The 15,419-nt window shown below is 73.2% G+C and carries 12 protein-coding genes; 9 read left to right on the top strand and 3 right to left on the bottom strand.

Translation table 11 applies throughout. The features are described from left to right. The first annotated feature begins 54 nt into the window (after positions 1–54). The 9 genes from SCK26_RS08395 to SCK26_RS08435 all read left to right on the top strand — a co-directional run bounded on the left by SCK26_RS08395 (position 55) and on the right by SCK26_RS08435 (position 11,651). Positions 55–1,308: an FAD-binding protein gene (locus SCK26_RS08395; protein WP_318200639.1), complete on the top strand. Its 1,254-nt coding sequence runs from the start codon at positions 55–57 to the stop codon at positions 1,306–1,308. A 137-nt stretch (positions 1,309–1,445) separates the two neighbouring features. Then, positions 1,446–2,687 (top strand): ROK family transcriptional regulator, encoded by a 1,242-nt coding sequence (locus tag SCK26_RS08400; protein WP_318200640.1) that lies wholly within the window; start codon positions 1,446–1,448, stop codon positions 2,685–2,687. Positions 2,688–2,959: 272 nt separating this feature from the next. Then, positions 2,960–4,222 carry a sugar ABC transporter substrate-binding protein gene (locus tag SCK26_RS08405; protein WP_318200641.1) on the top strand — a complete coding sequence of 421 codons (1,263 nt, stop codon included), beginning with the start codon at positions 2,960–2,962 and terminating at the stop codon, positions 4,220–4,222. Between the two features lie 20 nt (positions 4,223–4,242). Then, a complete protein-coding gene (locus SCK26_RS08410) occupies positions 4,243–5,196 on the top strand; it encodes a sugar ABC transporter permease (protein WP_318200642.1) in 954 nt (317 codons plus the stop codon). Further along, the gene (locus tag SCK26_RS08415; RefSeq protein WP_318200643.1) at positions 5,193–6,059 is read left to right on the top strand and encodes a carbohydrate ABC transporter permease; all 867 of its coding nucleotides are present in this window, start codon (positions 5,193–5,195) and stop codon (positions 6,057–6,059) included. The genes SCK26_RS08410 and SCK26_RS08415 overlap by 4 nt, the downstream gene beginning before the upstream one ends. A 12-nt stretch (positions 6,060–6,071) precedes the next feature. Then, positions 6,072–8,948, top strand: a complete 2,877-nt coding sequence (locus SCK26_RS08420; RefSeq protein ID WP_318200644.1) for a glycoside hydrolase family 2 TIM barrel-domain containing protein — start codon at positions 6,072–6,074, stop codon at positions 8,946–8,948. Positions 8,949–8,988: 40 nt separating this feature from the next. Then, positions 8,989–10,305 (top strand): jacalin-like lectin, encoded by a 1,317-nt coding sequence (locus SCK26_RS08425; RefSeq protein ID WP_318205960.1) that lies wholly within the window; start codon positions 8,989–8,991, stop codon positions 10,303–10,305. Positions 10,306–10,360: 55 nt separating this feature from the next. Further along, positions 10,361–10,945, top strand: a complete 585-nt coding sequence (locus SCK26_RS08430) for a TetR/AcrR family transcriptional regulator (protein ID WP_318200645.1) — start codon at positions 10,361–10,363, stop codon at positions 10,943–10,945. Then, the gene (locus SCK26_RS08435) at positions 10,938–11,651 is read left to right on the top strand and encodes an alpha/beta hydrolase (RefSeq protein WP_318200646.1); all 714 of its coding nucleotides are present in this window, start codon (positions 10,938–10,940) and stop codon (positions 11,649–11,651) included. The genes SCK26_RS08430 and SCK26_RS08435 overlap by 8 nt, the downstream gene beginning before the upstream one ends. Here the strand turns inward: SCK26_RS08435 and SCK26_RS08440 are convergent. The 3 genes from SCK26_RS08440 to SCK26_RS08450 form a co-directional block, all read right to left on the bottom strand. Next, the gene (locus SCK26_RS08440; protein ID WP_318200647.1) at positions 11,585–12,394 is read right to left on the bottom strand and encodes an isocitrate lyase/phosphoenolpyruvate mutase family protein; all 810 of its coding nucleotides are present in this window, start codon (positions 12,392–12,394) and stop codon (positions 11,585–11,587) included. The genes SCK26_RS08435 and SCK26_RS08440 overlap by 67 nt on opposite strands. A gap of 55 nt (positions 12,395–12,449) precedes the next feature. Continuing rightward, positions 12,450–14,153, bottom strand: a complete 1,704-nt coding sequence (locus SCK26_RS08445; protein WP_318205961.1) for a DUF2264 domain-containing protein — start codon at positions 14,151–14,153, stop codon at positions 12,450–12,452. Between the two features lie 70 nt (positions 14,154–14,223). Further along, complete coding sequence (locus tag SCK26_RS08450) at positions 14,224–15,273, bottom strand: rhamnogalacturonan acetylesterase (protein WP_318200648.1); 1,050 nt, start codon at positions 15,271–15,273, stop codon at positions 14,224–14,226. Positions 15,274–15,419: the final 146 nt, after the last annotated feature.

Here is a 15,419-nt window from a genome sequence, read left to right on the forward strand (position 1 = left end):
CGGTAGGTCCCGGCCGATGAGAGGGTCAATGGATCACCACGTGAGGGAGACAGGATGTCGGACGTGACGGAGACGGTCAGCAATTGGGCGCGCAGCGTCTCCTACACGGTCAAGGAGTTCCACCGCCCGGACACGCTCGAGGCGCTGCGGGCGGTGGTGGCCGGCGCCGCGAAGGTGCGGGTCCTGGGCAGCGGGCACTCCTTCAACCGGATCGCCGACCCCGGCGAGGAGGGGGTGCTGGTGTCGATCGCCGGGCTGGAGCCGGTGATCGACGTGGACACCACGGCCCGTACGGTCCGGGTCTCCGGTGGCGTCCGGTACGCGGAACTCGCCCGGGCGGTCCACGCGCGGGGGCTGGCCCTGCCCAACCTGGCCTCGCTGCCGCACATCTCGGTGGCGGGCTCGGTGGCGACCGGCACCCATGGCTCGGGGATGGGCAACGGTCCGCTCGCGGCGGCCGTACGGGAGGTGGAGCTGCTCACCGCCGACGGCTCGACGGTGTCGATAGGCCGCGGGGACCCGCGGTTCGACGGTGCCGTGACCTCGCTCGGTGCCCTCGGCGTGGTCACCGCGCTCACCCTGGACCTGGAGCCGGCCTTCGAGGTCGAGCAGTACGTGTTCACCGAACTCCCGCTGGAGGGCCTCGACTTCGAGGCGGTGGCGGGGTCGGCGTACAGCGTGAGCCTGTTCACCGACTGGCGGCGGCCGGGCTTCCGGCAGGTGTGGGTCAAGCGCCGGACCGATCAGCCGGCGGTGGACTTCCCGTGGGCCGAGCCGGCGCGGGAGGCGCTGCATCCGGTGCCGGGGATGCCCGCCGCCAACTGCACGCTCCAGTCCGGGGTGCCGGGGCCCTGGCACGAGCGGCTGCCGCACTTCCGGGCCGAGCTCACACCGAGCAGCGGCGAGGAGATCCAGTCGGAGTACCTGCTGCCGCGCGCGACGGCGGTGGACGCGCTGCACGCGGTCGACGCCGTCCGGGAGACGGTCGCCGGGGTGCTCCAGATCTGCGAGGTGCGCACCATCGCCGCCGACGCGCAGTGGCTCAGCCCGGCCCACGCCCGGGACTCGGTCGCGCTGCACTTCACCTGGGTGCGCGACGAGGCGGCGGTGCTGCCGGCGGTGCGCCGGCTGGAGGAGGCGCTGGCCCCGTTCGACCCGCGCCCGCACTGGGGCAAGGTGTTCGGTGTCCCGGCGGCGGACCTGCGCGGCCGGTACGCGCGGCTCGCCGACTTCCGCGCGCTGGCCCGCGCGCTGGACCCGGCGGGCACCTTCACCAACGCGTTCGTGCGCGAGCTGCTCGGAGAGTGAGCCGTCCCGCCGGAGCCCACTTTCTCCACCCCCTTTCCTAACCCCTTGTCGAACGTCCCTCGCAGCCCATAGCCTGACGCCCGCGCCGGTGCCGTGCCGCCCCGGCCGGGCCGGACGCCGATGGGAGGGGCAGCCGCGTGAAGCGCACATCGCGCGACATCCGCACCGCGAACCGCTACGAGGTGCTGCGCGAGATCATCGCCGAGTCGCCCACCTCCCGGCAGGAGCTGGCCGCGGTCACCGGGCTGAGCCTCGCCACGGTGGCCACGCTCGTCGGCGAGCTGCTGGACCTCCGCATGATCACCGAGGTGGGGTTCGAGGACTCGGCCGGGGGCCGCCCCCGGGGGCTGGTCGCCGTCAACGCGTCGGGCGGCGCGCTGATCGGCGTGGACATCGCGGAGACCTACGTCCACGTCGAGCTGTTCGACTTGGCGCTGAACGTGCTGGCCCGGGCCGACGAGGACATGCGGCCCGGGGAGAGCCGGCCGGAGCAGGTGGTCGGGCAGGTCGCCGCCGCCGTCGGCTCGGTGCTCGCCCAGGCCGGTGTCGAGCCGGCCCGGGTGCTCGGCGTCGGGGTGAGCGTGCCGGGGCAGGTGGACCGGGACACGGGGGTCGCCGAGTACGCCCCCAACTGGGACTGGCACGACGTGCCGTTGCTCGATCTGCTCGCCGAGCACATCGCCTACCCGCTCCACCTGGACAATCCGCTGCGGGCCTGCGCGGTGGCCGAGCTGTGGTTCGGGGCGGCGCGGGGCCGCGGGGACGCCGTGGTGGTCAACCTCGGCACCGGTGTCGGCGCCGGGCTCGCGCTCGGCGGCGGGCTGCACCGGGGGGTGAGCAACAGCGCCGGGGAGTGGGGGCACACCACGCTCGTGCTGGACGGCCGGCTGTGCCACTGCGGCAACCGCGGCTGCGTGGAGACGTACGTCGGTGCGCCCGGCATCATGCGGAACCTGCGCGAACTGAGCCCGGATTCCGACTTGTTGCATCCCGAGGACCAGACGGCGACCATCGGCGCGCTGGCCCGCGCGGTGGCCGGGCGGGACCCGGTGGCGCTCCAGGTGGTCCGGGACACCGCCCGTTACCTCGGTGCGGGCATCGCCGACCTGATCAACCTGCTCAACCCCGAAGTGGTGGTGCTCAGCAGCTGGGTGGCCGCCCGGCTGGGCGAACCGCTGCTCGACGAGGTCCGGCAGGCGGTCGCCCGGCACGCGCTGCGCCGGCCGCTGGCCGCCACCGAGATCGTCCTCTCCCCGATCCCCACCGACCCGGTGTCCCTCGGCGCGGCCACGTTCGCGCTGGAGGGGGCGCTGCGGCCGGTCGGGCAGCGGGCGGCGCGGCGCACCCGCGCGGGCAGCCGTACGGCACCGTCGGCGTGACGCACCGGAGAGCGCGGACCGGCGCCCTCGCGTCGTAGCGCCCTCGCGTCCTGGCCGGACACCGTCCGCCGCCGCCCCGGCCCGGCACGCCGACTCCCGTACCGTACAGGGCGCGTTCGCGATGCCGAACGTCGTGCAACAACTCGCACCGACTTCGTCCAACCCCTTGCCGAAGGATTGGGCGAAGGTTAGCGTCCCGCACCACGCCCCCTTCGGCCCCCGGCCACCGGGCGTGCGAGCCGCAGCCGCACTCGACCAGACAAGGACGTCACATGTCGGCACAGAGCAGCACCTGGGACCGCCGATCGATATTCCGGGCCGCCGCGGGCCTGGCCGCCGCCGGTGCGCTCGGCGCGTGCGGCGGCAACAACGGCCGTGGCGGCGGCTCGGGTTCGGGCAAGCACCTGGTCCAGTACTTCCACGCCTACGGCGAGCCGGGCACCGAGCAGGCGGTCAAGCGCTACGCCAAGGCGTACACCAAGGCGGACGTGACCACGCAGTGGATCACCGGCTCCAACTTCGAGAGCAAGCTCTTCGCGTCCCTGCTCACCGACCAGGCGCCGGACCTGTTCGAGTTCCACCCGCAGATCCAGCTCGTCCGGAGCGGCCAGGTGGCGGACCTGACCGACCTCGTCGCACCGGTGAAGGACGACTTCAACCAGGCCGACATCCGGTCGCACACCGTGGACGGCAAGATCTACGGCGTGCGGATGATCGACGACCCGCAGTTCTTCTTCTACCGCAAATCCCTGCTCCAGAAGGCCGGCATCGAGCCGCCGCGGACGCTCGACGAACTGGTGGAGGCCGCCGCCAAGCTCACCACGAGCAAGGTCAAGGGCCTGTTCCTCGGCAACGACCTGCACGCGGTGATCAACCCGCTGATCTGGTCGGCCGGCGCGGACACGCTGAACGAGAAGAACGAGATCGCCTACCACACGGACGCCGTGATCGCCGGCCTGAGGACGATGCGGAAGCTGTTCGCCGGCGGCCATCTGCTGCTGGACGCCCCGGCCGACTTCTGGGACCCCTCGGCGCTGAACCAGGGCCTGTGCGCCATCCAGTTCTGCGGCATGTGGGCCATGCCGCAGTTCCAGCAGGCGCTCGGCGACGACCTCGGCATCATGCCGTTCCCGAAGGTCGGCGACGCGGGCCGGCCGTCGGTGTACAACGGCGGCTGGTCGATGTTCGTCAACGCCAAGGGCAAAGACGTGGACGCGGCCAAGGAGTACGTGAAGTGGCTGTGGATCGACCAGAAGAAGTACCAGGAGGACTGGGCCACGTCGTACGGCTTCCACATCCCGCCGCGCGCCTCCCTCGCGCGGTCCTCCGGGAAACTCGATTCGGGCCTGCCGGCGGAGGGCGTGCGGCTCTTCAACGAGTACGGGCACTTCGACAACATCGGCTGGACCCAGGCGATGATCACCGCCACGGAGAACCTGTTCGCCGACTGCGTCCGCAAGGACGGTGACCCCGAGGCCGCGCTCGACAGGTGCGACAAGAGGGTGAACGCCGAGCTGAAGAAGCTGTTCGGATAGGCCGGCGGACGGATCCCGAGATGTCGACCACCACCACGGGCGGTGTCGCGGCCGGCGCCGCGAAGACCCGGCCCCGGCGCCGGCTGCGCGGCAGCCGCACCCTCAACTTCTGGCTCTTCACCGGCCCGTTCCTGCTCGGGCTGGCCGTCTTCGTCTACGTCCCGATCGGCTGGAGCCTCTACCTCAGCTTCTTCGAGGCCCGCTTCACGGTGACGCCCAGCGAGTTCGTGGGGCTGGGCAACTACCGGGAGATCCTGTCCGACAGCGGGTTCATGGGCTCGCTCGGCACCTTCACCGTGTTCGCCGCCTTCATCGTGCCGACCACCTGGGCGCTCTCGCTGGGTCTCGCGCTGCTGGTCAACCGGCTGCGGTTCATGCGCGCCTTCTACCGCTCGGTGTTCTTCCTGCCGACCGCGTGCAGCTATGTCGCCGCGTCGCTGATCTGGAAGATGTCGATCTTCAACGGGGTGCGCTTCGGGCTGGCCAACACCGTCCTCGGCCTGTTCGGCGTGGACAACACCGCCTGGCTCGCCAACCCGGACCCGCCCTGGTACTGGCTGGTCATCATCAGCGCCCGGCTGTGGCTCCAGTCCGGCTTCTACATGATCCTGTTCCTGGCCGCGCTGCAGAACATCCCCCAGGAGCTGTACGAGGCCGCCGCGATCGACGGCGCCAGGCCCGGCTGGCAGACCTTCCGGCACATCACGCTGCCGCAGCTGCGGGCCACCTCCACGGCCGTGATCCTGCTGCTGCTCGTGGCCGCGTACCAGGCCTTCGACGAGTTCTTCAACCTGCTGTCCAAGACCACCTGGGGCCGCCCGCCGCTGGTCGAGCTGTACTACACCGCGCTCGGCCAGGACCAGAACTACGGCAAGGGCAGCGCGGGAGCGGTGGTACTGACCGTGCTGATCTGTGTCGTCACCCTGTTCCAGGGCCGGATCATGGGCTTCGGCAGGGGGGAGGAGTCCAGGTGACCACCACCGCACCCGAGACCCGCGCGCGCACCCGGCGCGGCGGCGTGATGAGTTCCACCGGCCTGTACATCGCGACCAGCCTCGCCGCGCTGCTCTTCCTCGTCCCCTTCTACCTGCTGGTCCGCAACGCCCTGTCCACCGACCCGGAGATCACCGGCGAGAACTGGAAGTTCTTCCCCGCGCACGTCCAGTGGGGCAACATCACCGAGCCGTTCGACGACCCGACGGTGGACTTCGGCCGCGCGATGTGGAACTCGCTGGTCGTCGGCGTCCTGCACACGGCCGGCACGCTGGTGGTGTGCTCGCTGGCCGGCTACGCCCTCGCCCGCATCCCCTACCGGCACGCCGACAAGGTCTTCTACGCCGTCCTGGTGACCCTGATGGTCCCGGCCGCGGTCACCTTCGTGCCGAGTTTCGTCCTGGTGTCGTCACTCGGCTGGGTGGACAGCTACCGGGGCCTCATCATCCCGGGGCTGTTCAGCGGTTTCACCTGCTTCCTGTTCCGGCAGTACTTCCTCGGGTTCCCCAAGGAGCTGGAGGAGGCGGCGCGCGTGGACGGGCTCGGCTACTGGGGCGCGTACTGGCGTGTCGTGGTGCCGAACTCGCTGAACTTCTTCGCGGCGATCGCCACGATCACCTTCATCGGCGGCTGGAACGCCTTCCTGTGGCCGCTGGTCATCGGCCAGGACCCGAGTGCCTGGACGGTCCAGGTCGCGCTGTCGTCATACATGACCAACCAGACCGTCAACTACCACCTGATCTTCATGGCGACCGCCATATCGATCCTGCCCCTGCTGTTCGTGTTCCTCTTCCTCCAGCGCTGGCTGGTGCAGGGGATCGCGCAGACCGGCATCAAGGGCTGAGCGAGGAGACCCATGTCCGTGACCACGACCACCGAGTACGTCGAGGACGTCTCGCCGGGTTCCGGTGCGCTGCCGCCCCGCGCCTGGTACGCGTCCTCCAACGCCCCGTCCCTCTCCCTCGACGGCACCTGGCGCTTCCGGCTGTCGGACACGGCCGGCGCCGAGGACGACTCCTTCGCCGAGGACGGCTACGACGCCCGCGAGTGGGCGGAGATCTCGGTGCCCGGCCACTGGGTGCTCCAGGGCCACGGCTCCCCGGTCTACACCAACCACCTCTACCCGTTCCCGGTCGACCCGCCCCGGGTGCCGACCGAGAACCCGACCGGCGACCATCTGCGCGTCTTCGACCTGCCCGGCGACTGGCCGGCGGACGGCGGCGCCGTGCTCCGCTTCGACGGCGTGGAGTCCTGTGCCCGGATCTGGCTGAACGGCACGGACCTCGGCGAGTTCAAGGGTTCCCGGCTGCCGCACGAGTTCGCGGTCGGGCACCTGCTCCGGCCCGCCGGGAACGTGCTGGCCGTGCGGGTGCACCAGTGGTCGGCGGGCTCGTACCTGGAGGACCAGGACCAGTGGTGGCTGCCGGGCATCTTCCGCGGCGTGACCCTGCTGCACCGCCCGGCGGGCTGCGTCCTCGACTTCTTCGTGCACGCCTCCTACGACCACACCGCCGGCGCGGGCACGCTGCGGGTCGACTCCGACGTGGACGGCCGGGTGACCGTGCCGGAGCTGGGCATCGACGTGCCCACCGGGGAGCCGGTGACGGTGCCGGTCGAGCCGTGGTCGGCGGAGACACCGCGGCTGTACGCGGGGGTGCTGGCCACCGAAGGCGAGCGGGTGCCGCTGCGCATCGGCTTCCGCACGGTGCGGGTGGCCGGCGGCCTGCTCGAGGTCAACGGGAAGGCGGTGCTGTTCAAGGGCGTCAACCGGCACGAGTGGCATCCGGAGAAGGGGCGGGCGCTGGACCTCGCGACCATGCGCGAGGACGTGCTGCTGATGAAGCGGCACAACGTCAACGCCGTCCGCACCGCCCACTATCCCCCGCACCCGGCCTTCCTCGACCTGTGCGACGAACTCGGGCTGTGGGTGATCGACGAGTGCGACCTGGAGACCCACGGCTTCACCGAGCAGGGCTGGCGGGACAACCCCGTGGACGACGACCGCTGGACGCCGGCCCTGCTGGACCGGGCGGCCCGCATGGTGGAGCGGGACAAGAACCACCCGTCGGTCGTCGTCTGGTCGCTGGGCAACGAGGCGGGCACCGGGCGGGGCCTGACCGCGATGGCCGAGTGGATCCGCCACCGCGACGCCTCCCGGCCGCTGCACTACGAGGGCGACGTCAACTGCCGTGACACGGACGTGTACTCGCGGATGTACGCGGACCATGCCGAGGTGGAGCGGATCGGCCGGGGCCTGGACGGCGGGCCGCTGCGGCGCCGCGAACTGCCGTTCATCCTCTGCGAGTACGCCCACGCCATGGGCAACGGTCCCGGCGGACTCGCCGACTACCAGCGGCTGTTCGAGGCCCACGACCGGCTCCAGGGCGGCTTCGTCTGGGAGTGGATCGACCACGGCATCGCCCACCCCGCGCTCGGGTACGCCTACGGCGGCGACTTCGGCGAGGAGCTGCACGACGGCAACTTCGTCTGCGACGGCCTGCTCTTCCCCGACCGCCGGCCCTCTCCCGGCCTGATCGAGTACAAGAAGGTGATCGAGCCCGTCGCCGTCACCGGCGGCGGCACGGACGGCACGGTCCGGATCACCAACAAGTACGACTTCGCGGACCTGTCGGCGCTGTCCTTCTCCTGGTCGTACGAGGTCGAGGGCGAGCCGGTGGACTCCGGGACGCTGTCGGTGCCCGCGCTGGCCCCGGGCGGGTCGGCCGAGGTCCAGCTGCCCTCCGTACCGGCCGGGGCGCCGTCCGGCGAGGCGGTGTGGACCGTCCGGGCGCGGCTCGCCGACGGCACCGCGTGGGCGCCGGCGGGCCATGTGGTCGCCTGGGGCCAGGTCCCGGCGGCACGGCGCCGGGTGCCGTCCGTCGCGGCGAGCGCCCGGCCGGTGCCCGGTGACGGGGAGATCACGCTGGGTCCGGCCGTCTTCGACGCCCGGACCGGGGCGTTGCGGGCGATCGGCGAGGTGCCGGTGACGGGGCTGCGGCTGGACGTGTGGCGGGCCACGACCGACAACGACGACGGCGCCGCCTGGCAGAGCGATCCGCGCTACGGACCGCTGTGGCGGAAGCTGGGCCTGCACCGGATGCGGCACCGCCTGGACGCGGTGGAGGCGGGCGAGGACGCCCTGACGGTCCGGACCCGGGTCGCGCCGGCCGGCCGGGACCTGGGGCTGGCGACGGTGTACCGGTGGACGTCGGACGGCGACCGGCTCCGGCTGACGGTGTCCGCCGTCCCGGAGGGCGACTGGACCGTCCCGCTGCCCCGCCTCGGCATCCGCTTCGGGCTGCGCGCCGCCGACCGGGTGCGGTGGTACGGCGGCGGCCCGGGCGAGGCGTACCCGGACACCCGGGCGGCGGCGCTGACCGGCCGCTGGGAGGCGGCCGTGGACGACCTCCAGACGCCGTACGTCCGCCCGCAGGAGAACGGCGCCCGCATCGACGTGCGCTGGGCGGAACTGGGCGGCCTGCGGATCGACGGCGACCCGGTGTTCCAGCTCACCGCCCGCCGCTGGACCACCGAACAGCTGGACGCCGCCGCGCACCGCACCGACCTGGTGCCCGGCGACACGGTCTGGGTGAACCTCGACCATGGCCAGCACGGCATCGGCTCCCAGTCCTGCGGCCCGGCCCCGCTGCCCCGATACCACCTGCGGGCCGCACCGGCGAAGTTCTCCTTCGTCTTCTCCCCGACCGGCACCGTTTCTCCAACCTCCCTTTAAAACGCGGGGCGTTGACGTGACCATGGGTCGCATGCGACCCATGGGACGACTCCTCGGCGCCCTCGCCGCCGGCCTGCTGACCGCCTCCGCGCTGTCCGCCTCCGCCGGTACGGCACAGGCGGCCGACTCGGGGACCTTCAGTGTCCTGACGTACAACGTGGCCGGGTTGCCGGAGGGCCTCAGCTCCGGCCATCCGGCCGTCAACACCCCGCTGATCTCACCACGGCTGGCGGACTACGACATCGTCAACGTCCAGGAGGACTTCAACTACCACGCGGCGCTCTACGCCGGCGACCACCACCCATACCGCACGGCGACCAGCGGCGGCGCGGGCATCGGCGACGGCCTCAACACCCTGTCCGCCTACCCGCTCGAGGACTTCGAGCGGGTGCGGTGGAACGACTGCACCGGCACCAACTGCCTCACCCCCAAGGGCTTCACCCTGGCCCGGGTGCGGCTCGCCGAGGGGGTCTACGTCGACCTGTACAACGTGCACACCAACGCCGACGACAGCGCCGACGCCCTGGCCGCCCGGCGGGCCAACATCGCGCAGCTGTCGGCCTTCGTCCGGGCCAACTCGGCGGGCAACGCGGTGATCGTGATGGGCGACACCAACACCCGCTACACCCGCGCCGGCGACAACATCCGCACCCTCGTCGAGGACAACGGCCTGACCGATGCCTGGGTCCGGCTGGTCAAGGGCGGTACGGCCCCCGCGCAGGGCGCCGATCCGCTGCTGTGCCCGGCGTCCGCGCCGCCCGACGACTGCGAGGTGGTCGACAAGGTGCTCTACCGCGGCGGCCCCCTGCTCTCCCTGACCGCCACGCGCTATCACGACGAGTGGGCGAAGTTCCTGGACGCGTCCGGCGGCAACCTCTCCGACCACTTCCCGCACACCGTCGGCTTCTCGTACACGGTCGATCCGCGGCTCCGGGCGAGCGACTTCGTCGGCGGACCGCACGGCACGGCCTTCAACGACGCCGACGACCTGCCGGCCGCGCCCGCACCGCGCACCCTCACCCTGCGCGGCTCCGCCCGCCTGGACGCCGTGTCCCTCACCCACGACGGCGGCACGGTCCTCGGCCACGGCGGCACGGGCGGCACGGCCGCCTCGCTCACCCTCGCCGCCGGCGAACACCTCACCTCCGTCCGGCTCACCGAGGGCCAGAAGGACGGCCGTACAAGGATCTTCTCGGCCGCCTTCACCACCGACCGGGGCCGGTCGCTCTCGGCGGGCACGGCGACCGCCGACGGCACCACCCTCACCGCGCCGGCCGGCTGGCAGATCGCCGGCTTCATCGGCCGCGCGGGCGACGAGATCGACAAGCTGGGGGTGCTGTACGCGCCGATCACCTGATGCGCCACGTCCCTAGATGCCCTAGGCTGCACCCTAGGAACTCAAGGGAGGTGCCATGGTCCGGGCGGGACTGACCGTCGAGCGGCTGGTGGCGGGGGCGGCGGAGCTGGCGGACGAGGCCGGGTTCGACCGCCTCAGCGTCTCGGCGCTGGCCCGCCGCTTCGGTGTCAAGGACGCGAGCCTGTACTCGCACGTGCGCAATCTCCAGGACCTGCGCACCCGGCTCGCGCTGTACGCGGGCGGCGAGCTGATCGACCGGATCGCGGCGGCCGTGGCCGGCCGGGCGGGCAAGGAGGCGCTGAAGGCGTTCGCCGACGCCTACCGCGACTACGCCCTGGAGCACCCCGGCCGGTACGCGGCCACCCAGATCCGGATCGACCAGGCCCTCATCGCGGACTCCCCCGCGCTGCACCGCACCGCCGAGATCACCTACGGCATGCTGCGCGGCTACGGCCTCGCGGAACCGGACCTGACGGACGCGGTGCGCCTGCTGCGCAGCACGTTCCACGGCTACTGCGTCCTGGAGGGCGCGGGCGGCTTCGGCGCGGACCGGGACGTACGGGCCTCGTGGGACAAGGCGGTCGACGCGCTGCACCTGGCCCTCACCCACTGGCCCCGGGAGGCCAAGAGCGATGACTGACACGCCGTACCACGACATCACGGGCCGCGGTCCGGTGCTGCTGCTCCTGCCGGGCGGCGCCGGGCATCCGATGGGCCTCGGGCCGCTCGTCGAGCGCCTGGCCACCCGGTTCACCGTGGTCACGTACGACCCGCTGGGCCTCGCGCACGGCCGGCTCGGGCAGCCGGTCGCCGAACAGCGGGTCGCCGACTGGAGCGCGGGCGCGCGACGGGTGCTGGACGCGGTGGCACCGGCGGGCGAACCGGCGCACGTCTTCGGCACCAGCTCGGGAGGCATCGCGGCCCTGGACCTGCTGGCCCGCCACCCCGGACGGGTGGCGCACGTGGTCGCGCACGAACCGCCGTGTGTGACGGTCCTGCCGGACGGGGACGCGCGCCGGACGGAGCTGATCGAGCAGCTGGACGGGCCCGGGCGGCTGCCCGCCGAGGGCCCGTCGGCGACCCCGATGGGCGTCTTCCTGGCCCGTGTCCTGCGCCCGTTCACGTCATACGTGCCCGCCGCCCCGCCCCCGGGCCGGCTCACCCTCGCCGCCGGCGCCGACTCGCGCGGTCAGCTCCTGTACCGCACGGCCGAGGCCCTCGCCGAGCGGCTGCGCTGTACTCTCGCCGAGTTCCCGGGCGGACACCTCGGCACGCTCGATCACCCGGTGGAGTTCGCGGACCGGCTCGCCGGAACGCTGCGGTCCAACGCCCGGACGTCCGCGTAGGAAGGCGTCGTCCCGCCCGGCGCGCGCCCGGCCGCGATGTCGGCCACCGCGTCCACGGCCGCGCCGAGCGCCCTGCGGTACAGCAGCGAGCCGAGGCTGACCCGGCGCACACCGAGGCCGGCGAGGCGGGCGAGCGGAGGCCCGGCGGGCGAGTAGAGGACGTTGAGCGGGGCCTCGGTGTGCCGGACGAGGGCGGCGATGCGCTCCGGGTCGGTCACGCCGGGCACGAACACTCCGTCGGCGCCCGCCGCCTGGTAGGCGTCGAGCCGGCGCAGGGTCTCCCGCTCGTCGCCGTCGCCCGCCCAGTACGTGTCGGTGCGGGCGTTGACGAACAGTCCGGGCACGGCCGCCTTCACCGCCGCGATCTTCGCCGCGTGCCGGGCGGCCGGGCCCAGACCGTCCTCCAGGTTGATGCCGACGGCTCCGGCGGCCCACAACTCGGCGGCGAGCCCGGCGACTTCACCGGGGTCGTCGCTGAAGCCCGCCTCGGCGTCCACGGAGAGCAGGTACGGCGCGGAGCCGAGCGTCAGGGCGAGCCGGACGGTCCGTTCCCGGGTGACGCCCGCTCCGTCGGGCAGGCCGGCGCCCGCCGCCACCGCCAGGCTCGTGGTACCGATCGCCGGGAAGCCCCGGGCGGCGAGAGCGGCGGCCGAGGCGTGGTCCCAGGCGTTGGGCAGCAGCAGCGGCCGCCCGGGACGGTGGTGGAGGCCGGCGAAGGACACGGGGGCGGGCTCTGCGGTCATACGGCCATGCTGGACCCCGGACGGTTCGGCCCCCGCCGAACCGTCCCCGCTCGGCTCACCGGGGCGCCACCGACCATCCCGTGTCTCCGTCCGCGAACCGGAAGACGGCGGTCTGCCCGCCGGGCCGGCTCACCCGCACCTCCCGGCCGTCCCGCTCCACCGCCACGGACACCAGCCCGGTGAGCGGCCGGGGCTCCGGTTCCCCGGTGAGCCGGGCGAGCGCCACGAAGAGCGTGGGGCCGCCGTCCGCCCGCACGGCTCCGGTCAGCTCCGCCGACAGGCCGTGCACCGGCACCAGTTCGGCGCGCACCCCGTCCCCGTCCGGCCACCCCGTCACCCGGACCGGGGTCCCGGGGGCCGCGCCCGCCACCAGATGGGCCCGCACCTCCACGGCACCGCGCACCACCACCAGGCTGGTCACGGTGGTCCCGGCGCGCACGGTGTGCCGGGAGGCGATCCAGCCCTCGCCGGTGCCGAGCGGCTCGATGCCCGTACGGCCCGGATCACCGCCGACGATCACGCTGTTGTCGTACGACGCCTCGGGCGCGGTGGCGGTGGAGTAGGCGAGCCGGGTGTAGTACGGGTCGTACCGGACGTCCTCGCTGCCGTGGTTGTGCAGCCGGACCAGGCCGTCCGCGGCGGTGGACTGGAGCAGCCAGTTCGGGGCGGGCACCGGGTGGGCGGCGTCGGCGCGCTCGGCGGGGGCCGCCTCCTCGGGCGCCGTCCACACCTCGTGGCCGGGCGGCAGCAGCAGGCCGAGGAAGCCCTTGCTCGCCCAGTACGGCGAGGCGGGGCCGGAGTAGCTCTGCACGAGCGAGGTGTCGGGGGCGAGCCAGCCGAGCGGGAGCAGGCCGCGCGCGTCGACCGCGCCGCCGTCGACGAAGTACCGCAGGGCTCCGGAGGCCAGGCGGCGGGTCTGTCCCGGGGGCAGCGGGGTGTGTCCGGTCAGCGCGCCCAGCCAGAGCGGGGCGGTGGCGGCGAACCGGTAGGTCAGGGAGCGGCCCTGGCGCAGCGGGGCGCCGTCGCCGCCGAACAGGCGGGCGTAGTCGGCGAGATGGCGGGAGAGCCGGCGGCCGTAGCGGGCGAGCAGGCCGGTGTCGCCCGCGAGCCAGGCGTGCAGGACCGGGTACAGGTGCATGGCCCAGCCGTTGTAGTAGTCGAACTTCCGCCCGTCGCCGTCGGTGTACCAGCCGTCGCCGACGTACCAGGTCTCGATCCGCTCCAGGCCCCGGTCGATCGCGGCGCGCGCCGCCTCCTGCCGGTGGCCGATCTCCGCGAGGAAGCCGCCGACGGTGACCGGGAACAGCTCCCAGTTGCACGGCCAGGGCACGGCGGTGAGCGCGTCCGCCAGCCAGTCGGCGGTGCGCTGGCGCACGGGGTCGGCCAGGCGGTCCCACAGCAGCGGCCGGGTCAGCCGCAGGGCGAGCGCGATCGAGGCGGCCTCCACCAGCGGCTGGCTCCGGTCGGTGATCCGGGGCCAGACTCCGCCCGGCCCGGCGGCGAGGCCGTCGGCGTACCGGCCGAGGGCGGTCTCGTCGCGGCGGAACGCGGCCAGCAGCAGGGTGCGGGCGTAGCCTTCGAGGCCGTCGGAGAGGCGGCCGGAGTGGCTCACATGGTCGCCGGGGAGATGGTAGAGGGCGCGGTCGGGGCCGGCGTACGGCTCGACGGCGGCGAGGAGGCCGTCGGCGGCGGCCTCCCAGTGGGCGCGGGTGTAGCCGGTGTACGGGCTCGACTCGCGGTCGTCGGCGGGAAGTTCGATCACGGCGGTGGCTGTCCTTCCTCGGCGGGAACCCGGGACGCCCCGGTTCCGGTCGGGGCGCCCCGGGGGCTCATCCCGCCCGTACCCTGCCCTCGGGGACCAGGTGCCGGGCGAGCAGTTCGTCGCGGACCAGGCCCGCGAAGACGGTGGCGCCGTGCACGGAGGTGTGCGTGTTGTCGCGCTTCTCGTTGTACAGGTACAGCGCCTTGGAGCCCTCCGGGCCGAGGGACTCCACCAGAGCCTTGGTCTTCGCCGTGAGGTCGATCAGCGCGACGCCCTCGGCGGCGGCGACCGAGCGGATGACGGCCGGGTGGTCGACGCCCAGGCCGTTGACGAGCAGGGCGGTGTCGTTGTCCAGGGTGCCGTCGGCGTTGAACCAGCGGCGCACGACGGGCGTGACGAGCACCGGTTCGCCGCCCCGGTCCCGGACGCCGGCCACCAGGGTCTCCAGGTTGGCGCGGTAGGTGGCCTCGTCGGTGGTCTTGTCGTTGTGGGCGAGCTGGACGAGGACGAGGTCGCCGGGGCGGATCAGCGGTTGGACGGCGGCCCACAGCCGCGGGTCCCGGAGGTAGGTGACCGTGCTCTCGCCGGAGTCGGCGTGGTTGGCGACGGACAGGCCCTTGCGCAGGTACTGCGGGAGCTGCTGGCCCCAGCCGGAGTAGGGGTCGGCGGGCTGGTCGCAGACCGTGGAGTCGCCGACGAGGAGAAGGCGGCGGGGATGCCGGGCCGGGGTGACCCGGATGGCGTCCAGGGCGGGCGCGGAGCCGCCGAGCGCCAGGTCCAGGCCGGGGTGTCCGTCGGGACCGGCCGGCTCGCCCTCGGGGGTGCGGACGTCGACGGTGAAGCTCTCGGTGCGGGTCTCGCCGGCCGGGACGGCGGTCTCCGGCAGCAGCGAGCGCCGGGTCTCGCCGGTGATACGGGTGCCGGAGGCCGTGGCGGCGCCGAGCCGGACGGTCACGTCGTAGGTGCCCGGCGGGACGTCGAAGTGGCAGGCGGTGGCGGTGCAGTGGCCGGTGCCGGGCGGCCGGCCGGTGTGGGCCCGGGCGGGGGCCGCCGTGAGGGCCCCGCTCAGGACGAGGGCGGTCAGGGCGGCGCCGCGCAGGGCGGTGAAACGTCTCACTGGCTGACTCCTCGGCGGTCGGCAAGGTCCGGCGGCTGGACGGTACCGCTCATGACAAGCGCTTTCTAGACCCAGGCGCGAAATCCTGCGATCACCTGCGCGATCCGAGCGAAAGCTCTTTCGCGAAAACGATTCAACTGTCACCC

This window comes from Streptomyces sp. SCL15-4 (assembly GCF_033366695.1).
GTDB lineage: Bacteria > Actinomycetota > Actinomycetes > Streptomycetales > Streptomycetaceae > Streptomyces.